The sequence below is a fragment of the Flavobacterium psychroterrae genome (assembly GCF_018380615.1).
GTDB classification, from domain to species: Bacteria; Bacteroidota; Bacteroidia; order Flavobacteriales; family Flavobacteriaceae; genus Flavobacterium; species Flavobacterium psychroterrae.
Genome location: NZ_JAGYVZ010000031.1, coordinates 22,042 through 47,030, shown reverse-complemented (window position 1 = coordinate 47,030; position 24,989 = coordinate 22,042). Strand labels below are relative to the sequence as shown.

At 33.5% G+C, this 24,989-nt stretch carries 6 protein-coding genes and 2 pseudogenes; all 8 read left to right on the top strand.

Annotated elements, in window-relative coordinates; all coding sequences use genetic code 11:
• Positions 1-30: 30 nt before the first annotated feature.
• A pseudogene (locus KHA90_RS25940) lies at positions 31-4,587 on the top strand (amino acid adenylation domain-containing protein); the annotation flags it as partial.
• Positions 4,588-4,596: 9 nt separating this feature from the next.
• Positions 4,597-5,211, top strand: a pseudogene (locus tag KHA90_RS25935) (AMP-binding protein); the annotation flags it as partial.
• Entirely contained in the window at positions 5,206-7,467 is a 2,262-nt protein-coding gene (locus KHA90_RS25930; protein WP_449536188.1) for a MupA/Atu3671 family FMN-dependent luciferase-like monooxygenase, read from the top strand. The pseudogene KHA90_RS25935 and the gene KHA90_RS25930, both read left to right, overlap by 6 nt.
• A 52-nt stretch (positions 7,468-7,519) precedes the next feature.
• Positions 7,520-15,487 (top strand): non-ribosomal peptide synthetase, encoded by a 7,968-nt coding sequence (locus KHA90_RS22130; protein WP_213306765.1) that lies wholly within the window; start codon positions 7,520-7,522, stop codon positions 15,485-15,487.
• Positions 15,488-15,527: 40 nt separating this feature from the next.
• Positions 15,528-20,135, top strand: a complete 4,608-nt coding sequence (locus KHA90_RS22125) for a non-ribosomal peptide synthetase (RefSeq protein ID WP_213306762.1) — start codon at positions 15,528-15,530, stop codon at positions 20,133-20,135.
• Between the two features lie 20 nt (positions 20,136-20,155).
• Complete coding sequence (locus tag KHA90_RS22120) at positions 20,156-21,784, top strand: MBL fold metallo-hydrolase (RefSeq protein ID WP_213306759.1); 1,629 nt, start codon at positions 20,156-20,158, stop codon at positions 21,782-21,784.
• A gap of 74 nt (positions 21,785-21,858) precedes the next feature.
• Positions 21,859-24,255: an outer membrane beta-barrel family protein gene (locus tag KHA90_RS22115; RefSeq protein WP_213306756.1), complete on the top strand. Its 2,397-nt coding sequence runs from the start codon at positions 21,859-21,861 to the stop codon at positions 24,253-24,255.
• Between the two features lie 30 nt (positions 24,256-24,285).
• Complete coding sequence (locus tag KHA90_RS22110; RefSeq protein WP_213306753.1) at positions 24,286-24,987, top strand: thioesterase II family protein; 702 nt, start codon at positions 24,286-24,288, stop codon at positions 24,985-24,987.
• Positions 24,988-24,989: the final 2 nt, after the last annotated feature.

Below are 24,989 nucleotides of genomic sequence, written 5' to 3'. Positions count from 1 at the left end.
ACGTTTTTCACCCATCCCACCATCGCCGGTGTGTCTGAGGTTCTTGAAGAAGATCAGCAGGGAGGAAGTTATGAACCAATAGCAAGAATACAAGAATCAGATTCTTATGCCCTTACTGCCTCACAGCGTCGTTTATGGATATTAAGCCAGCTCGATCAGGGATCTTTGGCTTATAACATGCCTGCCGCAGTGACCCTTAGCGGTAATATAGATCAGAGAGAGTTCGAAGCCTCGTTCCGGGCGCTTATCGCACGCCATGAAATCCTTCGCACGGTTTTCAGGACCAATGAACAAAATGAGATCCGTCAGTACATCCTGCCCGAAGACCAGGTGAACTTCAGGATCATCCACGAAGACTTCAGTTCACATAAAAACCAGCAGGAAGCAATTTTAGCGAGTTTGCATCAAAAAAACAATGAGTTGTTTGACCTTGCCAACGGACCACTTATTCGTGGATCATTGCTGAAGCAAAAGCAGGACCAGTATGTATTTTTACTCTCCCTTCACCATATTATAGCCGATGGCTGGTCGATGGAGCTATTGCTCTCAGAGATCGTACAACTTTACAATAGCCTTGTTGATTCGTCAGCAGCAGCTTTGCCGGTGCTTGATATCCAATACAAGGATTACGCAGCCTGGCTGGAGAGCGAACAACAACAGCAAAAGAGCAGTTCCTCAGCCCTATACTGGCAGGAACAATTCAAGGGCAGTTTGCCTGTACTGGACCTTCCGTCTTTCCAGAGCCGACCTTTAATGCAGACTTACAACGGAGACAGCCTGAGTTATCGTTTTCCTGCTGAATTGCTGGAAAAGGCAGAAGCATTTTGCGCTGCCCACGACCTTACGCTCTTTATGTTTCTTATGGCAGGAATCAATGGACTATTGTCGCGTTATACCGGTCAGGAAGATATTATTTTAGGTACCCCAATAGCGGGCAGGGAACATCCTGATCTGGAAAAACAGATCGGATTGTACCTCAATACCCTTGCCATCCGTACGGCTATAACTCCCGGGGAAAGTTTTCTAAACCTGGCAGAAGTTCAAAAAGAAGTGCTTCTGAGCGCCTACGAGCACCAGCATTATCCATTTGATGAACTTATAAAGGGATTAAAATTCAAACGAGACATGAGCCGTTCGGCCTTGTTTGATGTACTGGTAGTACTTCAGAACCAGTCAGATCTGCACACCATTGAGAAAAATGACCTGAACGGATTTACAGTAAGTCCTTATGATTTTAAACGCAAAACAGCACAGTTCGACCTTAGCCTGACCTTTATGCAAAACAAGGGTCTTGAGTTGTCAATTGAGTACAATACAGATATTTACAACAGTTACCTGATCGAACGCTTATTTGTTCATTTAGAGAACTTCCTTAATGAATCGCTAAAGAATCCCGATACGGCCATTGGAGCAATCGACTACCTGACACCGGAAGAAAAACACACATTGCTGGAAGGCTTCAATGCCACAAAAGCGGCTTATTCTCAGGATAAAACCGTTGTTGCCCTTTTTGAAGAGCAGGCAGCGAGAACTCCGGATCATATAGCCTTGAAAGATGATCTGGTGTCCTATTCTTATCAGGAACTAGATGTTTTATCAAACAGTATAGCAGCATACCTTCATACAACATATGGAGAGAAAGACACCTCTCCAATAGGAGTACTCTTGGGCAGATCAGCGGTTATGGTGGCAGTATTGCTTGGAATCTTAAAATCAGGAAGATCTTATATCCCGCTTGATCCTGCTTTCCCGGCAGAGCGTTTAAGCTATATTGTAAATGATAGCCATGCAAAGTTAGTCATTAGCGAAGCGCCGTATGAATTACAGCAAACCCCAAATGTGACTATACTGGCACTGGATGATATCCTGAAAAACGCCAGAGATTCACAACACAACAAACTACCCGAAGTTTCCCCTGACGACACTGCCTATGTTATCTATACATCAGGTTCAACGGGTAATCCGAAAGGAGTAGAGATCGGGCATCGCTCACTGGTTAATTTTCTAACCAGCATGCAGGAAGTTCCCGGCGTGAATCAACAGGATATTTTATTTTCGGTAACCACCTATTCCTTTGATATCTCGATACTGGAATTTTTCACCCCGCTAATTTCGGGAGCGACATTGTATGTGGCGAGTCAGGAAGTTTTATCGGATGCAAACCTGATTATTGAAAAACTACAGGTTATAAAACCAACTATTATTCAGGGTACACCGAGTTTTTATCAGTTGTTGTTTAATGCAGACTGGCAGGGAAGCAAAGATTTAAAAGTACTCTGTGGAGGAGATTTGCTAAGCGAATCCCTTGCCGGGAGGTTAGAACAGAGCAGCGCATCGGTCTGGAACATGTATGGACCAACAGAAACTACGATCTGGTCAAGCCTGAAAAGAATTACCCGTCCACAGGATGCTGGCATTATTGGAAAACCAATCCAGAATACCCAGTTTTATCTTTTGGATGCTTGTTTACAGCCCGTTCCCACAGGCGTTGCAGGAGCAATTTATATTGCCGGTGATGGCTTGAGCAAAGGATATTACAGAAATGAAATACTCACAAGCGAACGTTTTATAAACAATCCATTTATCAAAGATACCTTAATGTACATGACAGGAGACCTTGGAAAATGGACTCCGGATGGCGAACTGGTCTTTTTAGGCAGAACCGACCATCAGGTTAAAATCAGGGGATTCCGCATAGAGTTGGGTGATATCGAAACGTGTATGGCACAATATTCAGAAGAACTGAGTCAGGTGGTTGTAAGCGCAAAGGAAATCCAGGGTGATAAAGTACTTGTTGCTTATTATACAAGTGATCAGCAGATTGACAAACTGGATTTACGTCAGTATCTGCAGGGCAGACTTCCGGAATATATGATTCCCGGTTTTTATGTTGAGCTGCCTTTTTTCCCGCTTACACCCAACGCAAAGATTGACCGCAAGGCATTACCGGAGGTTGCAGGAACTGATTTACTCAGAAAACAATATGTTGCTCCGGTAACTGATCTGGAAATCGAATTGGTAAAGATCTGGCAGGAAGTTCTGGGAGTAGAAACAATTGGTATCACGGATAATTTCTTTGAACTCGGCGGACATAGTCTTAGTGCAGTACAGGTTCTTAATAGAATTCATAAGCAACTAGAAAAAACTGTCTCTATTAAAACATTTTTTGTAAATCCAACGATTGAAGGGATAAGCAAAGAATTAAAAATAAATGAATATAACGCTTTACCAAAAGCACCGGAATCAGAATCATATCCTATGTCTTCTTCTCAAAGCAGATTATGGATTCTGAGTCAGTTAGAAGGTGGATCTTTGGCTTATAACATGCCAACTGCTATTAAATTAAAAGGAGAGATTGACGCAAATAAGTTTGAGGAATCATTTAAAGTATTAATTAGTGCTCATGAAATTTTAAGAACAAGTTTCAAGACTAATGAGGATAGAGAAATCAGGCAATTTATTGCGCCGGTCAATGAAGTAAACTTCGCTATAACTAAAGAAGATTTTAGTACTGTTGAAAATCAAGAGAATGCAATTTTAAAATATTTGGAGGAAAGTAATTCGGTACCATTTAATTTAGAAGAAGGACGACTTTTAAGAGCTTCATTAATCAAATTAAAAGAGGATGAGCATCTGTTTTTATTGACATTACATCATATTATTGGTGATGGCTGGTCAATGGAAATAATTGTATCCGAGATTGTCAAAATCTACAATACCTTAATTAATGGAGACGAAATAAATCTTCCAACATTAAATATTCAATATAAAGATTATGCAGTATGGCTTAATTCGGCTGCGCAACAAGAGAAGCATAAAATTTCTGAACAGTATTGGTTAAAACAATTCTCAGGTGAATTACCAGTGCTGGATCTGCCAAGTTTTAAAACACGACCAATCATTCAGACGTATGCCGGAGAAACAGTAGATTATACATTTTCGAAAGACTTTTTCGAAAAATTAAAGCTATTTTCAAAACAGCACAATGCGACTTTATTTATGACGTTACTGGCAGGAATAAATGTTTTATTAAAACGCTATACAGGTCAGAATGATATCATAGTTGGTACTCCAATTGCAGGAAGAGAGCATCCGGATTTAGAGAATCAAATTGGGTTGTACTTAAACACTCTTGCGATACGAACACAATTTGAAGATGACATTAACTTTTTAGAATTAGTAAATAAAGAAAAGAAAACATTATTAGAATCTTACGAGCATCAGGACTATCCATTTGCTGAATTGGTAGGGAAATTAAATTTAAAAAGAGATACCAGTCGTTCTGCTTTATTTGATGTCATGATTGGGCTTCAAAGCCAAACACAGTTGAATAATTTTAATACTGAAAAATTACACAGTTTAGAAGTTAGTACGTATGAATTTGATCATAAAGTAGCAAAGGTTGATATTAATTTTACCTTTTTTGAAACAGATCAGTTAGCCTTATATATTGATTTCAATACAGATATTTATGATCGTAAGGTTATAGAAAAAATATTTTCTCATTTTGAAAATATAATGGAAATCTGTTTGGAAGAACCATATAAGCCAGTTTCTCAGGTAGATTATTTAACTGGTTTAGAAAAAAATCAATTATTGATTGATTTTAATGACACTAACGTTATTTATCCGGAGAACTTAACTGTAATTGATTTATTTGAAGCGCAGGTAAAACAAACGCCAACAAAAGTTGCAGTAATTTTTGAAGACATAGAACTAACGTACGAGGAACTTAACGAACGTGCCAATCAATTAGCGGATTATTTAAAAAGTAATTACATCATTAATCCGGATGATTTAATTGCCATAAAATTAGAACGAAGCGAGAAACTAATTGTCACAATGTTAGGAGTGCTTAAATCCGGAGCAGCTTATGTGCCAATTGATCCTCGTTATCCAAGAGAACGTATTGCATATATTGAGTCAAACAGTAATAGTATAGCTGTTCTGGATGATAGTGCAATAGCAATTTTTGCTACAGTTAGAGAAAGATATTCCAAGCTGAATCCTGAAAAAAAGGTACACTCCCGAAATTTAGCCTACGTTATTTATACCTCCGGAACTACCGGGAATCCTAAAGGAGTAATGGTTGAACACAAAAACCTGACAAATTTTGTGTTTGGAATGAATGATTCTATTCCCCTGAACGAGAACGATCATTTACTGGCAATTACTTCAATTTCATTTGATATTTCAATACTGGAATTGTTCTGGACACTTACTAACGGAATCGCTGTTACTTTAAAGTCAGATAACGCTTTAAACAACTTTGATGCTTATGTAGACGATCAGTCTGTAACATTAGATTTTAGTTTATTCTATTTTTCAAGCTCAGAAAACACATCAAATGACAAGTATAAATTTTTAAAACAATCTGCTTCTTACGCAGACGAAAATGAATATTCGGCGATATGGTTGCCTGAAAGACATTTCCATGAGTTTGGAGGCATTTTTCCTAATCCATCTGTATTAGGGGCAGGACTTGCAACAATTACAAACAATGTTCAAATACGTTCCGGTAGTGTTGTATTGCCTTTGCATGACCCAATAAGGGTGGCAGAAGAATGGTCTGTGGTTGATAATTTATCAAATGGAAGAGTGGCATTGTCAATTGCATCCGGCTGGCATGCAGATGATTTTGTTTTACAGCCTGAAAATTATCAGACGAGACAACAAATCATGTACACCCAGATTGAGGAGCTAAAAACATTATGGAAAGGAGGGTCTGTAAATCGAACAAATGGAATGAATCAGGAAATTGAGGTAAAAACATATCCAAGACCTGTAAATACAAATCTGGAAATATACATTACTTCTGGCGGAAGTGCTGAAACTTTTAGAAGTGCAGGAAAAATTGGGGCGAATATCTTAACGCATTTATTAGGGCAGGAACTAAAGGATTTAGCTAATAATATTCGAGTATATAAGGAAGCATTACTGGAAAATGGATATGCGGTCGAAAATGCAAAAATTGCTTTAATGCTTCATACTTACATAGGAACAGATCTTGAAGAAGTAAAAAATAAAGCCAGAGATCCGTTTAAGTCTTACCTGAGATCAAGCTTGGGACTTATCCAGAATTTGGCAAAAGGATTAGATAAAGATGTTTTTAGCATTAGCGAAAGCGATTTGAATGATTTACTGGATTTGGCATTCGAAAGATATTGGCAAACAGCCGCATTATTAGGAACACCGGAATCCTGTAAAAAAATTGCAGCACAAATACATGCTATTGGAGTTACAGAAATTGCTTGTTTAATTGATTTTGGTATTTCAGACGAAGATGTTATTAATGGATTGGAACATTTAACGACTCTTAAAGACTTTTATTCAAAAAGTAAAAAAGAAGCATCGGTTTCTTTAAACAATAATGTACCTATAACGTCTCTTCAAATTACACCTTCTTATCTGGAAGCTTTGCTAGAAGATGAAACGTCGCATTTGTTTATGAAATCATTGAAAAATGTAATCGTTGGAGGAGAAAAATTTTCAAATGAATTATTAGCTAAACTAAGGCTTCAGGCATCGTCAGCAGCAATATATAATATGTACGGACCAACAGAAACAACCATTTGGTCTACATTTCAAAAAGCTCAGAATGAGGTGCGATTGAATATTGGAAACCCAATACAAAATACCCAGATTTATATTTTGGATAATAACAAACAAATTTGTCCCATAGGTGTAAAAGGAGAATTATGTATTGGAGGAGATGGTTTATCCAGAGGATATTATCAGGAAGAAAAGCTAACCGAAGAAAAATTCTTTGATTTTGAAATTGATACAAACCATAAAAAAAGGATTTATAAAACAGGAGATTTAGCCAGATGGCTGCCAGATGGTACACTAGAACATTTAGGCAGGGTTGATAATCAGGTTAAAATAAATGGTTTCAGAATAGAATTGGGAGAAATAGAAAGTGTATTGCTTCGTCACGAACAAATTAATCAGGCTGTAGTTGTGGCAAAAGAAAACCAATCCGGAGCATCAATTTTGGCGGCTTACTTTATTGGTTACAAAAAAGTAAACTCCGGTGAATTGAAAGACTTTTTAGAACAAATATTACCCGGATATATGATTCCGAATAATTTTATTCAACTCGAAGAATTTCCACTAACTCCCAACGGTAAAATCGACAGGAAAGCGCTTCCGGATGTAACGGATGAAAATAGCAGTAAAAGTGAATATGTTCCTGCCGGAAATGCTGTTGAAGAAAAATTAGTAGTAATGTGGGAGGAGTTGCTGCCGGGCAATAAAATAGGTATTAATGATAACTTTTTTGAATTGGGAGGTAATAGCCTTTTAGTAATGAAGCTAATTAACAATATCAGTTTTGAGTTTGGAATAAAAATAAATTTCAGAAGCTTCTTTAATAAACCTACCATAAGCAGCCTCAGTCTGGAGATAGCATTCCTTACGCAGCAAAGCCTTATGGAAGAAGATAATTTAATTGAATTAGATATTTAATAGTTAATCCCAAGAAGTAATAATAAGTAGTACGAAAAAAGTAATGGTTCATATGGAAAATATTTTAAAGAAGATAATTGATAATAAGTTGTTATTAAAACTGGAGAACGGAAAACTTAAGGTTTTTAAAGATGGTACTCATTCAATTAGCGCAGAATTACTAAACGAGATTAAAACGCATAAAGAAGCACTGGAAAATTACCTGTTATCGCAGGAAAAGAATCTTATTGACGACGGATTAAAGTTGAAAATTCCAAAACTTGAGAATCAGGAAAGCTATGAATTATCTTCTTCCCAGCGTCGTTTGTGGATTTTGAATCATTTTGAAAAAGGAGCAGTTGCTTATAATATTCCTTCTTCTTTTGAAATACAGCAAAATATTAATATCGAAAATTTTAAAAAGGCTATTAATGACTTAATTGAGAGACATGAAATACTAAGAACTGTTTTTAGAAAAAATGAAGAAGGAGAAATCAGACAATGGATTTTACCAAGCGCAGACTTTAATGTTACTATTAATCATGTAGATTTTATCAAAGAAGCGGATCATTCATCCATTATACAATCGTATATAAACGAAGATACACATAAACCTTTTGACTTAGAAAACGGACCATTATTCAGGATTAATCTTTTTAAGATCTCTGAAGAAAAGTATGTATTGTATTTAAACATTCATCATATCATTGGAGATCCGTGGTCTACAGAAGTGTTATTTCGTGATACATTGTCGTTCTATGGTGCTTATCAGGAAGGAAAAGTTCCTAATTTACCTCAGCTAAGAATACAATATTATGATTATGCTTTTTGGCAGCAGGAACAGATACGAAATGGTGCCTTTGAGAAACATAAAGCATTTTGGGCAAATGCATTAGCAGGAGATCTGCCTGTACTGGATTTGCCAAGTGAAAAAAGCAGACCTAAAATAAAAACCTATAACGGGCACATGTTGGGGTCTTATATTTCTGAAGAAGCTACAAGCAAACTCGAAGCATACTGTAAAAATAATGGAGGTAGTCTTTATATCGGGTTATTAACTTTATGGAACACATTATTTTATAAATATTCAAATCAAAAGGATATTATATTGGGTGCTCCTGTTGCCGGTCGTGACCATGTTGACCTAGACGATCAGGTTGGTTTTTTTATAAATACATTGCCTTTAAGAAATGAAATTAATCCTTCAAATAGTTTTGATGAATTATTTAATCAAATAAAATTAAACACATTAGAGAGTTTTAATTTTCAGCAATATCAATTTGATTCCATAATTGAAGATTTAAACTTAATAAGAGATTCTTCGAGAAGTGCGGTATTTGATGTTATAATTGGATTGCCTGAGACAAAAGCAAACGATCAGAAACTTTCTTTAAGTATCGAAAACGTTGATGAAATTTTGGATTTGGGAAAAACAGTTTCAAAAACAGATTTGGTAATTGTTTTCCATAAAATGGGTAGTCATTTGTATTTTGATATAAATTTTAATACAGATGTATATGAAAATGACAATATTAAAAAATTAATTGTACACTTTAAACAATTGCTTTACAATGTTTTAGATAACACAACTAAAAGCATTACTGCAATACAATATTTATCAGATAAAGAACAGGCCACTTTACTAAAATTATACAATAATCCAGTTCAATTTGAAACTTCAACAGTAACAATATTGGATTTATTTAAAATACGGGCAAAAAAGAATCCTGAGAAAATCGCTTATGTTTTTGAATCTAAATCATTTACCTATCAGGAACTGGATTTCATTTCTGATGCTCTGGGTAGCTATTTGAGAAACACCTATTCATTAAAAAATAATGATTTGGTTGGTATTTTGATGGATACTAATGAATGGTCATTACTATCTATGCTGGGAATTTTAAAATCAGGTGCCGGATATGTATTTATAGACAAAAATCTTCTTGAAGAGAGAAAAGGATTTATTATAGAAGATTCGGCAATTAAAGCTTTATTGATACTATCAGATGATTTATTTGATGTCATAGCCTTTAATGTTCCAATATTCTCGATTGATCTTCAATATTCTGATTTCATGGATTTTGAAGCTAAAAATTCAGATTTGGCAAAAATTTCAGAATCAGATACAGCCTATGTAATCTACACTTCAGGAACAACCGGAAACCCGAAAGGTGTTATGGTAAGTCACGCCAATGTAGTAGATTATTACATGGGACTTGAAGAAAGTTTGCAGTTAACCAGATTTAATAAGTTTGGATTAATGTCGGCTCTTTCTGCTGATTTGGGAAAAACGGTACTATATGGTTCTTTATTGGGAGGCGGAACATTGTACGGATTTTCAAAACCGATGTTAATGAACGCTGAATCGCTTAAAGAATATATCACTAAGGAATCTATAGATTGTCTAAAAATTGTTCCATCACACTGGAAAGCAATATCAGGAACTGGTCAATTATTGTTGCCAAATGGCATGATTATCTTTGGAGGAGAAACCTTAACTGTAGATATTTTAGAGAAGTTGCGCGCAGTAAACAGTACTGTTGAAATTGTAAATCACTATGGACCAACCGAAACTACGATAGGAAAGCTATTGCATAAAGTTTCATTGCAGGAAGTATATACTACTGTACCTGTTGGGAAAACATTCTCGTCATCCGGTATTTATATTGTAAATGATGAATCAGGATTATGTCCAACAGGTGTTTCAGGAGAATTGTTAATAGGTGGTTCCGGAGTAAGTAAAGGGTATGTTAACAATCCGGAATTAACAGCAAAACATTTTATACCCAATAAATTTGGTGAAGGAGTGGTATATCGCACAGGTGATAAGGTAAAAATGAATGAAAAAGGTGAAATCATCTTTTTAGGGCGTATTGATGATCAGGTAAAAATTAGAGGATACAGAGTTGAACCTAATGAAATAGCAATTGCAGTACTTGCCAATAATACCGTAAATGAATCAACAGTGATAGTTGATGAAGAGGAAAATGGTACTAAAAGATTAATTTGTTATCTAACCGCCAATGAGCAGTACAAAGAAGAAGAACTAAGAAACTTTTTGCAAATGCGCTTGCCGGAATATATGTTACCGGCGATGTACATTCAATTAGAAAAAATGCCTTTGACCAGTAATGGAAAAATCAACAGAAAAGAACTTCCTAAACCAAATGGTAATGAAAGTAGAAACACCTATGAAGCGCCAAGAAATGAATTGGAAGGAGAATTATGTGCAATATGGGCGGCATTATTAAATGTTGAAAGAGTTGGAATCAATGAGGATTTCTTTGCTCTGGGCGGACATTCTATTTTAGCGATCAGATTGGTTTCTGAAATAAAAAATAAAAGAGCTATTGAAATTTCAATTGCCGACTTATTTGAAAAACCAACTATCGCCCAAATTTCATCCTTTATACTTAATGAATCTCAAATTGACGAAGAGTTTACAATAATTGCTCAGGAGCGTCCGGAAAGAATTCCGCTATCATTTGCACAGGAACGGTTGTGGTTTATAGATAACTGGAAAGGGAGTACGCCATATCATCAGCCTTCTTTATTTAGGATAAAAGGAGAAATCGACATAAAAATACTGGAACATGTATATTCAAAAATAATTGAAAGACATGAATCATTACGTACAGTATTTATAAACGAGGATGGAATCCCTTATCAGCGTATAATAGATAATTCTGGCTGGAAACTGGAATATACTGAAGCATTTGAAAACAAAGATAAAACACCGGAATTAGAAGTATTTATAGAAAAAACTATAAATTCTGATTTTGATCTGTCGGCAGATTTTATGATACGTGCCAGCGTAATAAAATTGTCGAAAGACGAGTATTTACTATTAAATGTAAGACATCATATTGCTTCAGATGGCTGGTCGTTTTCATTATTAATTAATGAATTTGTAGAAATATATAAATCAAAAGTTCAAAATGTTGAACCTGTTTTACCAGAATTAAAAATTCAATATGCAGATTATGCCTTATGGCAAAGAAATAATTTCGAAAAAGAAAATTATAGCAATAAGATAAAATATTGGGAGAATAAGCTAAAAGGAATTGAGATTCTGGATCTTCAAACTGATTTTGACAGACCATCGATTCAAAGTACAAAAGGTGATTATGAAAGTTTCTTTATTGATGAAGCACTTACGGCTAAACTTAAGGAAATTGCAAGAACAGAAAAGGTTACACTTTATATGTTATTGGTATCGGTTTATAAAACACTGTTTTACAAATACACCAACCAAACCGATATTTGTATAGGAACTACGGTTTCTAACAGAGAAAATAAAGATCTTGAGCCACTAATTGGTTTTTTTGTAAATACACTGGCATTAAGAACAGAATTTGAAAAAACAACTTCTTTTACAGAATTATTAAAGCTTGTAAAAACTACGATTCTAGAAGCTTACGATCATGTAGCAGTGCCTTTTGAAAAAGTAGTAGATAAAATCGAAACTGGCAGAGATAGTAGCCGTACATCGTTATTCCAGCATTTATTTGTTTTTAACAATAATCCTGCTCCGGAAATAAATTTATTTGATGATATAAAAATCACCAATGAGTTATTTGAAAATCAGAGTAATGTGGCAAAATTTGATCTTACATTTTTTGTTCATGAAAATGAAAATGGTATCGCTGTCAATATAAATTATTGCACAGATCTTTTCGCAAAAAGCACAATAGAGAAAATGAGAAATCATTTTACAAATTTGTTAACGAGTGTTGTAGAGAATAAAGACAATACCATCAATAAATTATCTTATTTATCTCAGGATGAAAAGAATAATTTAATAACTACGCATAATAATTCGGTTCCTTTTGTTAGTTCAGGTTTTAATATAATAGATCTGTTTAAAAAACAAGCTCTTAAAAACCCCGATACAATAGCTTACGTTTTTGGATCGGAGCGTGTTTCATATAAGGATTTAGACAAACAATCGACGCAATTTGGACAATATCTTAATAAAACATACGGGCTAAAACCCAATGATCTCGTTGGTGTAATTATGGATACTAACGAATGGTCTTTGCTTTGCTTATTAGGAATTTTAAAGTCGGGTGCAGGATATGTATCTATTGATAAAGCACTTCCTGAAGAACGTAAAAAATACATTATTGATGACGCATCGATTAAAGCGCTATTAATTATTTCTGATGACTTATTCGAAATGACTTCGTTTGAGGTTCCTATATTTTCAGTAGATCTTCAATATCCTGAATTTATGGACTTAAAAGAAGATAACAATCTGGTGAATATATCCGAAGAAGATACCGCATACGTGATTTATACGTCTGGTACAACAGGTAAACCAAAAGGAGTTATGGTAAGCCATGCCAATGTCGTAGATTACTATTCAGGTTTAGAGGACGCATTGAAATTGAGTCGTTTCAATAGTTTTGGTTTACTTTCTTCACTTTCTGCAGATTTAGGAAAAACAGTGGTTTATGGATCCCTGTTAGGCGGAGGTACATTACATGGGTTTTCTAAACAAACGCTTATGAATGCTGAATTAATTAAGCAATATTTTGTTGATCATTCAATAGATTGTATAAAAATTGTTCCCTCTCACTGGAAAGCATTATCAGCCCTGGATAAATTATTATTACCTAATGGCATGATTATATTTGGAGGAGAGACCTTAACAGTAGATGTTTTAGACAAATTACGATCAGCAAATAGTACGGTAGAAGTTATAAATCATTATGGGCCAACAGAAACTACCATTGGTAAATTGCTTCACTATGTTTCATTAGAAGAACTATATTCTCGTGTGCCGGTAGGTAAGCCCTTCTCATCTACTTCCATTTATGTTGTAAATGACGAATTGGATTTATGCCCAATAGGAACATCTGGAGAATTACTAATAGGCGGTTTAGGAGTTTCTAAAGGATATGTGAACAATCCGGAATTAACAGCTAAACAGTTTATAGCAAACAAATTTGGAGATGGATTTTTGTACCGTACCGGAGACAAAGTACGTATGAATCCGGATGGTGAAATTATTTTCCTGGGCCGTATAGATGATCAGGTAAAAATAAGGGGATACAGAGTTGAGCCTAACGAAATTGCAATTGCAGTGTTAAGCAGTAACATGGTTAATCAATGTATTGTTCTTGTTGATGAAGATGAAAATGGACATAAACGATTGGTTTGTTATCTGACTCCAAAAGAAAACTATAAAGAAGATGAAATCAAGAACTTCCTGCAATTTCAACTGGCAGATTATATGGTGCCGGGGATTTATGTAACGCTCGAAGAAATGCCGTTGACCAGTAACGGAAAAATTGACAGAAAAGCATTGCCAAGCCCAAAGGGTCATGAAACTACCAATAATTACGAAGCGCCAAGAAATCAATTAGAAATCGATTTATGTGAAATATGGTCTTCGCTATTAAATGTTGAAAAAGTTGGAATAAACGATGATTTCTTTGCCTTAGGCGGTGACTCAATCATTGTAATACAATTTGTAAGCAGAGCCAAAAGAAAGGATTATAATTTTATAGTTCAGGATTTGTTTGATCATAAAACTATTTCAAATCTTTCTTATGCATTTGAAAATCAATCAGATATTAATGTAACTGCAGAACAAGGAATTCTGGAAGGAACATTGCCGTTAACTCCCATTCAAAAATGGTTTTTTGAGGAACAAAATTCTAATATGTCACATTTTAATATGAACTTATTTTTTAAGATAAGTAAAGGTATAAATGAAGGACATCTTGCAAAAGCTATGAAAATTATTGTTGAAAGACATGATACGCTGCGATTAAAGTTTTTGCGTGAAGAAAATACCTATATGCAAAGTTACAGTAATAGTACTGGAGTTTTTGATTCTTTTGATATAACGAATGAAAAAGAGTCAGATTTAAAAAATACAATTAAGGGTATTTGCGAAACAATTCAAAACAATAAAATTTTAGATAATGGAGATTTGACACAATTTTCATTTATCAAAACTCCTGATTATGAGCAGCACAACAGATTGTTCATTTGTTTTCATCATTTGGCTGTGGATGGGGTTTCCTTAAGAATTATTTTGGACGAAATGGAAATTATTTTAGATGCATTAGTACAAAACGTGAATGTTGAATTGGGTTTAAAAACCGGTTCATATCGCGAATGGAGCACGCTGCTAAATAGTTATGCCAATTCTAATAAGGTAATGCTTCAGAAGTCCTATTGGGAAAACGTAAAACAAAATTTCACTCCTTTTAAAACAGATTATGCATCTGAATATCAAGATCGCGAAACACTTGAGAATTATGTTATAAATATAAGTGAAGAGCTGACAACATCTTTAACCAAGTCTGCTAATAAGGCGTACAATACTGAAATTAACGATATTTTACTGGCTGCATTGGCAAAAACAATAGGGGAATGGACTAAAAATTCAAGTGTTGTAATTGGACTGGAAGGACATGGAAGAGAATTATTCTCAGAAAAAATTGACATTAGTAATTCAACGGGTTGGTTCACAAATAAGTATCCTCTTTTGTTAAACGCTGATTTTGAATCAGAAGGAGAACTGATAAAATCTGTAAAAGAGCAAATCAGGAATGTTCCAGACAAAGGATTAGGATATGGAGCTTTAAAATATCTAAATACAGATGCTGAAATAAATAATTCACTTAAAGGAAGCTCGTGGGATTTGGTTTTTAATTATTTAGGACAGATGGACAATGTGATTAATAAAAGTAACTGGTTCATTGGCGCAGATCAGGATACTGGAAATCACATCAATAAAAAGTACCCTGTTAGAGATAAAATAGTCGTAAAAGGAGCCATTGTCAACAATACTTTAGGATTTTCATTTGATTATTCTAACAAGCAATACGATAAAAAAACCATCGAAATGCTAGCCAATATGTACATCAATAACCTGACTAATTTAATTCAACACACGCTGGACAAAGAGGTAACTGATTTTACGCCTTCAGATTTTAATTTGCAGGATAAACTAAGTATGAATGAGCTTGATAGCTTATTTGAGAACACAGATTTTGAATCAGAAGGAGTTATAAAATTCTAGACATCAAGATCCATTAATAAATATTTCATTTTAAATAGTTATGAACGAATTTTTGAATAAAATAGCTTCCTTAAATCTTACACTTGAAGTTCAGGGTGCAGATTTGCTATTGAGGGGCGTTGAAGGCAAATTAACTTTAGGAGAAATTGAATCAATAAAAAAAGATGCAGAGATTATCACTTTTATTAAAAACAATAAAAGCCAATTAATAGCTGATATAACAGCTAAAGGCAATAGTAATTTTAAGATTAATAAAGAAGATGTTGCTGCTCTCTATGAATTGAGTCCGCTTCAGGAAGGTATTTTGTTTCATAGTCTGTATAATCCCAAAAGTACTGCTTATAAAACACAATTCAGTATGGAATTCCCGGAAGGACTACATCTGGAAGCTTTTCAAAAAGCATGGGAATATGTGATAAAAAACCATACGATTTTAAGGACTTTATTTATTCACGATCAGGTTAGCATACCGGTGCAATGCGTATATAAAAAGTTGAAATTTGGTTATGAGTTTATAGATTTGACCCATTTTGAAGGCGATGAATTAGAAAATCAGTATGATAAATTGCTGCAAAACGAACGAAATAAAGAGTTCGATTTCAAGAAGCCGCCTTTAATGCGCGTAACATTAGTACAAGTAAATTCTAAAGCGATAAGAATGATCTGGACTAAACATCATATTTTATGGGATGGCTGGTCCGGACAAATATTGATGAAGGAGTTTATCATGGCTTATACATTATATAGCAATAATGAGACTCCGCCAGTGCGTGAGGAAGATAAGTTTGAGGATTATATTAAATACATAAAAAGTATTAATAAGGAGGACGAAAAATTATTCTGGACCACTTATTTACGTGACTTTGATGAGCCTTCATTATTGCCATTTATTAATAATCTGCTTGAAAGTGAGGATGCACAAGATCAATATGACGATGTTTATTTAAATTTTGATCAGGAGTTAACAGATAAGATTATTCAGTATACCAAACAGTCTAATATAACGGTCAGTACTTTATTACAAGGGATATGGTCGTTGCTATTATCAAGATATACTTCTGCCGATGATGTTGTTTTTGGTGTGACAGTGTCCGGAAGACCACCTGAAATCAAATATGAAGAAAAAATAGGAATGTTTATCAATACGATTCCGTTTCGGGCAAAAATTGATGAAAACGAATCTATGGCAGGTTGGCTTCAAAGTATTCAGGAAAAACATGTAAAGGCAAGAGAATTTCAATATACATCATTAACTAATATTAAAAAGTATAATACTATTCAAAATGATTTTTTTGATACCATTTTTATATTTCGAAACTTTCCGGTTAATAAGTACAAAGAAAAAGATTCAGATAATGCATTAGCAATTCAAAGTTATTCTGTTCAGGAAAATAACACTTTTCCATTGTCTGTTCAGGCCGATTTACGCGAAGTTTTAGCTGTTGATTTTAAATTTAACAGCAGCATTATTAACAAACAAGATGTTATTGCAATATCAGGACATTTCGATTATGTACTTAATAAAATTATTAATAGTGCCGATGATCAATTAAAAAACTATACCCTAATTTCTGACCACGAAAAGGATAGAATAATAAATGAATTTAATCAGACAGAAGCTTTCTATCCACAAAACAGTACAATCTTAGATTTTGTTCAAAAACAGGTTTTACTAACACCAAATAAAATTGCTCTACAATTTGAAAATGCTGGTTTAACGTATCACGAAATAGAAGTACGTTCTAATCAATTGGCTAATTATCTTGTCAAAAAAGGAATAAAAAAAGGCGAGTTAATTGGCATTTATTTAGAACGATCATTAGAAATGATGATAGGTATATTGGGTATAATCAAAGCGGGCGCTGCCTATGTGCCTATAGATCCGGAGTATCCGGCAGACAGAACAAAATATATTTTGGACGATATTAATTCCAAAATAGTTATTACAATTTCTCAAAGCAATGAAAAACTTTTTGAAATCTATAAAAAAGAATTTTTGAATATTGATTTGTGGGATGTTTTTGAAACGGAATCAAAAGAACAACCTGCAATAGATATTGATGCCAGTGATTTAATGTATGTAATTTATACATCAGGATCAACAGGTAATCCTAAGGGAGTTAAAATTGGACATCAGTCTCTTCTTAATTTTATGCTGAGCATGCAGCAAAAGCCGGGTTTTAACGCAGATGATATTGTGTTTTCAGTAACCACATATTCATTTGATATTTCGATATTAGAATTTTTTGCGCCTTTAATATCGGGTTCCACTTTATACATTGCCAGTCAGCGTATAATATCAGAATCGGACTTAATCATTAAGGAACTTGAAATTATTCAACCAACCATAATTCAGGCTACTCCGGGATTTTATCAAATGCTGTTTAATGCTGAGTGGGAAGGGAACAAAGGACTTAAAGTTTTATGCGGAGGAGATTTGCTAAGTGAAACACTTGCAGAAAAGTTAATCAATAATAGTCTGGAGGTTTGGAATATGTACGGACCTACAGAAACTACTATTTGGTCCAGTATAAAAAAAATAGAACAGCCTAAAGATGCTTCAAATATTGGAAAAGCAATAAATAATACCCAATTGTATGTATTGGATAAATTTTTAAATCCAAAACCAATTGGTACTGTTGGCGCCATATTTATAGGTGGTGACGGATTAGCAAAAGGATATTACAAAAATGAAGTACTGACAAATGAAAAGTTTGTAAATAATCCGTTCAGAGAAAATGGTCTCATGTATGAAACAGGCGATGTTGGCAAATGGAATTCTAATGGAGAAATAGAGTTTCTGGGAAGAAATGACAGTCAGGTTAAAGTTAATGGCTATCGAATAGAACTTGGCGAGATCGAGACGGTGATACTGGAATTTGATAAAATACAAACGGCAGCAGTTCTTGTTAAAACAGACCTGCAGGCTCATCCAAAATTAGCTGCTTTTATTATATCAAAAGATAAAATTGCAATAGAAACATTAAAGGATCATCTAAAAAAAAGATTACCTATTTACATGATTCCACATATTGTTATTCAGTTGGAAGCATTTCCACAGACAAACAACGGTAAACTGGACAGAAAAAAACTTTTGAGTTTATATGAGCCGGAAAAGGTAAGATATGAAGCTCCAATAACAAAGGAGGAAAAAATATTGGTTGAAATATGGAACGAATTATTGCCTGTTGATGAAATTGGAGTTAACGATAATTTTTTTGAAATAGGAGGTAATTCATTATTAGCAATGATGATTTCTACCAAATTAAAAAAAAGAGGATATAAATTATCTGCAATCACAATCCTTAAATATCCAACGATAAAAGATTTGGTTAAACTGTTATCTAAATATGATATCGAAATCAAACAGCTCAATAATTTAAACAGTTATGAAAATCCTGTCCAGTTATCAATTAATCAAAAAGTATACATCAATGAAACCACTTATACTCATGCAGTAAATCATTCTGTTTTTGAATTGTTTCCTTTTGACAATACAAAGTTTGATAAAACAATTACCGGTCTTTTTGAATTAGTACCGGAATTAAGAATAAAATTAAGCAGAAACAATGGCGATATTTTTCAGGAAACGATAGCTATTGCAGATTTTGTTCCCGCGATAAAATACTATTATAATGATTTAAATGACACTCAAAATTTAGAAGAATGCTTTACTGAAGTCAGAAACAAACCGTTTGATTATTTAAACGGAGATCTCTGTCATATTGATGTTTTTCATAATGATAAAAATGCTATAGTACATATAACCATTCATCATGTCATTACAGATAATCAATCTAACAAAATAATATCAGGATTACTGTTTGATCTCTATAATAATGAAAATGTAATTACCACAGATTTTAAAGTTGGCGGGAACGGTATTTTTTCAAAAATTCAAAGAGAGTATATAGAATCGCAAAAATTCAAAAATGATCTCGAAAATCAGGTACAATTATTTTCAGGAATTCTGGAACCTGCAAAACGCAACTATTTGCCTTTGGGATATTCAAATCCTAAAGAGCGAAAAATTAACAGCCATATTGTAAAAATTGATGTGATAGCATTCAATGAAATGAAACAATTCTGTAAAGTAAACCAGTTACTGTTGGGGAATTTTATTTTGGCATTTTGTATTAGAAATTATGTACAAAATGATAAACATTTTTTTATAAGATACACTGTTGATTCGAGAGACTCTGAATCTATGGGATTTGATTTAACCAACCAGATTGGGCAGTTTACAAATCGAATTCCTGTCGAAATCAATCTCGACAATGCAACGTCACTAAAAGATCTGGCATTGTCAATCCAGAAACAATATTTGATTTCAAAAGAACATCAGGAAATACCATACACAGTACTTGAAAAGGCGTTTAAAGCAAGAAATAACTACGATCTAAGTGAGTTTATTTTAGGAACGTTTAATAACGTTGATGCATCAGGAATTAAAAATCCGGATATAAAGAATGGAAGTAACGAAACTGTTGTGCTCCATAAAAGTAGTACTCAAAGTAGTCCGTTAAGTATCAAAAGTATCATGTATGAAAATGGGCTTGTAATTGAAATTAATCTGGACAGCGAATATGAATATTTAAATACAAAACAAGAAGACTTTTTTTTAATCGAAAATATTATAAATAATTAAAAACTTAAATACAACCAAATATGAAATTTAATAACGACGATTTAGTTTACATCAGACCTAACTTAGTAATTGAGCCATTAATTGACAACTGGTATGCGTGGCCACATATTGTTTCTCCGGCAACAGCCGCAATGAACATCAAATCAAGACATTTAAAAATCATGAAGTCATATGTTCAAAACCCTATGATTCATGCTGCAGCAGTAAAAAATCCAAAAATGCTTGGAGGTCCTTTTATTGATTATAATGGAGAACGTGTTGATGAAATTCAGAATTTAATAGACAAAACCACAAAGAACTGTGCTAAACTATTAGACTTAAATGATGATATTTTGAAACTGCATGATTTATTGAAAAATAATGCCAAAGGCTATGCTTTAATAGATTTGTACTCAAAAATTCCGGAAAGTTTACAAGGACTGGTAGAATTAATTTATGATATCAATAATAATCCATCCTTTAGATTTTTTGAATCATTATTGTATGAAACAGAATATTATGATGAAAGAATTCAAAGTATTAATCTCTTTTTAGTTTCGGATGATGATTCCAGAACTTTTGTATTAAGTACCCCAAAATTACCATCTCCTGAAATTCTAAGCTTAGACCTGCCTTTTAACAGCGAAAAAATTGATCTCTTATTTGATATGTCTCTTAAGCCTAAAACGTATCAGGAAATACTTGACATATTTGAACTGACAGATGAGGACAGCGAAAATTTGTTCAGAACATTTTTTACTACCGAGAAACCTAAAGAGTATAAAAAATATGATGGTGATGGAGTACTAACAAGATACTTTGGACATGCTTGTATATTGACAGAAACAAAAGACACCACAATTCTTGTCGATCCAATTATTAGCTATGGTTATGAAACCGATATTTCAAGATATTCATATGAAGATCTACCGGAAAAAATCGATTATATATTAATTACACACAACCATCAGGATCATATATTATTTGAAACATTATTAAGAATCAGAGGCAGGATTGGTCATATAATAGTTCCTAAATGCAGCGGAGGAAATATTCAGGATCCAAGTCTTAAACTTATGTTTGAAAAGATAGGTTTTAAAAATATTATAGAGCTTGGTGACATGGAAATTAAAAACTTTCCTGATTTTAAAATTACAGGATTACCTTTTATAGGAGAACATTGTGATTTGGACGTGAGAAGTAAAATATGTCACAGTATAGAGTTTAATGATGGGTTTAAAATGTTGTTTGCTGCAGATTCATGCAATATTGCACCCAAACTTTACGAAAGAATTCATAAGGTAATAGGTGATATTGATGTTGTATTTCTAGGTATGGAATGTCATGGAGCGCCATTATCCTGGCTTTATGGGCCATTATTGCCAACTCCTTTACAAAGAGATATGGACGAATCAAGAAGATTAGCAGGATGTAATTTTGAACAGGCAAAAGCACTGATCGATGTTTTTTATGCTAAAACTGTTTTTGTTTATGCGATGGGTATGGAGCCATGGCTTAAACATATAAGTTCAATAAAATACACAAGCGAATCAGAACCAATAGTACAATCAAATCAGCTTCTTGAATATTGCAAACAAAAAGGTGTTGATTCAGAAAGATTATTTGGTGAGAAAATTATTGAATACAAATCTCTTCTTGCAGAATACTAAATCATTTTGAAGCGTTAGCCTTTTAATGTGTAACATCATTCTTCAAAGTATTATTTATAAATTAAATATCAAAAATGAAAATAAGAATTAAATTTAAAAGTTGTTTTTCAATACTACTTTTTTTATGTTTTTTAGTAAAAGCCCAAGCTCAAGCAAATTTTAAAGGAGTTCTTTCAGGTAAAGTTTTAGATGAAAAATCTGAACCACTACCTTTTGCCAATGTTACTATTCTGGATGAAAATAAGAAAATCATTTTAGGAGGAATAAGCGGTGAAAATGGCGAGTTTAAAATTGAAAATGTTCCTTTGAAGAAATTGATTATAGAAGTAAGTTATACTAATTATAATACATTTTCTAAGCAAATAATTTTAGATGAATCAAATAAAAAGTTTAATCTGGGAATTGTAAAATTAGAAGTAAATACTACCGTTCTTGCAGAGGTTGTCGTTGTAGGCGAAAAAAGTTCGGTTTCATTTAAAAGAGATAAAAAAGTATTTAATGTAGGGAAAGATATTCTTGCACAAAGTAATTCTGCTTTAGATATACTGGAAAATATACCATCAGTTTCCGTTGACGTTAGCGGACAAGTTAGTTTAAGAGGGAATGCTAATGTAACCATATTGATAAACGGAAGACAATCCGGACTTACATTAAACAATGCATTAGATCAAATTCCGGCCATTAATATTGAAAGTATAGAAGTCATAACAAATCCGTCTGCCAGTTATCAATCAACAGGTTCAGCAGGGATATTAAATATTATATTAAAAAAGAATAAAAAAGAAGGGATAAACGGTCAGGTTTCTTTAAGATACGGTGTTCCTATTGATTCCAGAATTGGAGGATCAATTAATTATAAAGCAGAGAAACTTAATTTTTTTGCCACTGTAGGGAACCGTTATACAGACTATTTGGGTAGATATACATCTAGTCAAGCCTCTACAACAAATGCAAATACAAATTTAAATCAGGTTGAAAAAGAAAACCGACACGATGACGGGCAATTGTTTTATGGTGGGCTGGATTACTCTTTTAATAGTAAAGAAACATTTACGCTGGCTTACAATATTAATCATACAAATGATAGTGATAAATCAGTTATAAATTATGATTATTTTATTAATAATAAATTAGACAACGGATTGTTGAGGACAGGGAAGTCAAAAGAAAACAGAAGCTATAATCAGGTTGAAATGAATTATTTAAGAACTTTTGACAAGAAAGACAGAAAGTTCACAATAGATTTTCAATATGACTTTTGGGATAGTACAAAAGACTGGAACATTTTGACAGAACAGGTTTATCCAACAATTGCTACTTCTCAACAATTGAGAACTAACAGTAAAAATGGTAATAAAGATTTTGTTTTACAAACAGATTATATTACGCCAATAAAACTGAAAGGGAAATTTGAAACAGGACTTAAAGGCGAGCATCGCACGGTAAATAACAAGTACTTAGCAGAAACTTTTGAAACTGATCAATGGTTAGTTTATCAGGGTCTGGATAATGATGTTGATTACAAAGAAACAATTGGTGCTGGTTACGCTCAATATGGTAGTGAAATGGGAAAATTTACCTATCTCTTAGGGTTAAGAGACGAGTATACATCTGTTAAAATTAGTGATGTAAACAAAGTTTTCACGAAAGACATTAATTATAATGGGCTGTTTCCTACAGCACATTTTGGGTATAATTTTTCTGAGAAACTGGGAACGCAATTGAGCTATAGCAGAAGAATTAACAGGCCGTCTATATTAGATTTAAATCCTTTTAATGAGATAAAAGACTTTACGTATCAATATATTGGTAATCCTGATTTAAACCCATCCTACACAGATGCATATGAGCTTTCCGGAAACAAAAATTTCGAAAAAGTATCTATAAATGCTTCGGTTTATTACCATAGAACCACAGATTTTTTCCAGGATTATATTGCTAAAACTGGCGAAAATTCATTTACGGTTCAGGTTGTGAATTTAGATTTAGAGGACAGATATGGATTTGAAACATCCATCAATTACTCTCCTATAAAGCGATTAAGTTTATACTCAAGTTTTAATTATTACAAATTTTCGCAGGAAGGTTTCTATGAAGATCAAAATTTTGATTTTTCTAATCAATTTTGGCAAATTCAATTTAGAGCTCAGGTAAAACTTCCAAAGGATTTTAATATTCAGGGATTTTTTGATTACCAGGGAGAAAACAAAAATGCGCAAACAGTAACTGCATCACTACATTATTTAAACATAACTCTAAATAAAAGTTTGCTGTCTAATAAAATGACAATTGGCTTAAATGCTAGTAATGTGCTGGACTCCAGAGTACAGAAACAGGTAACTACAAATGAAAGTTATATTTTAAATAGAAATTCAAATAGAAATGCACAGCGATTTTACCTGACAATTTTATATCGTTTTGCCGAAAAACAATTTAAAGAGAGAACCATAAAAGAAAGTAACAGAAATTAAAAGGTTATAGTCTTTTTAAACAATCAGTTTATGCAATTATTTTTATTACACTTTGCCGGCGGTAGTGTTTATTCGTTTGATTTTTTAAAAAAGAACTTACGAAAAGGTATTGATTTTATACCTCTTGAGCTTCCTGGACGCGGTAAAAGATATCACGAAGAATTAATTAAAAATAAAGAAGACGCGATAAACGATTATTGTAATCAGATAAGGCTTCTCAGGAACGGAAAGCCTTACCTGATCTACGGACATAGTATGGGAGCAACATTAGCACTTTCGGTTGCAGCAAAATTAGAAGCTGCAGGAGATGCTCCTCTTAAATTAATAGTTTCTGGTAATGCAGGTCCCGGAGTCAAAAAAGAACAAACTATTATTCGCTATTTGCTGGATGATTTTGAGTTTAAAAAAGAACTTAAAGAACTAGGAGGTATGCCATCTGAAGTACTTGAAAACAATGATTTATACAATTATTTCAGTCCAATTATGCGTGCTGATTTTGAGTGTATTGAAAAACATTTTTTTTCTGAAAAAGGAATACAGATAAATATACCAATCCATGCAATTATGGGCAGTGAAGAAAAAACAAGCGACAAAATCGAAAACTGGAAAAATTTTACCAGCAGTGATTTTGAATCTACAATTCTTAAAGGAAATCATTTTTTTATTTATGATCACCCTCTTGAATTGTTAAATACAATTACGAACAATTCTGAAAACTTGATAACTAAATAAAT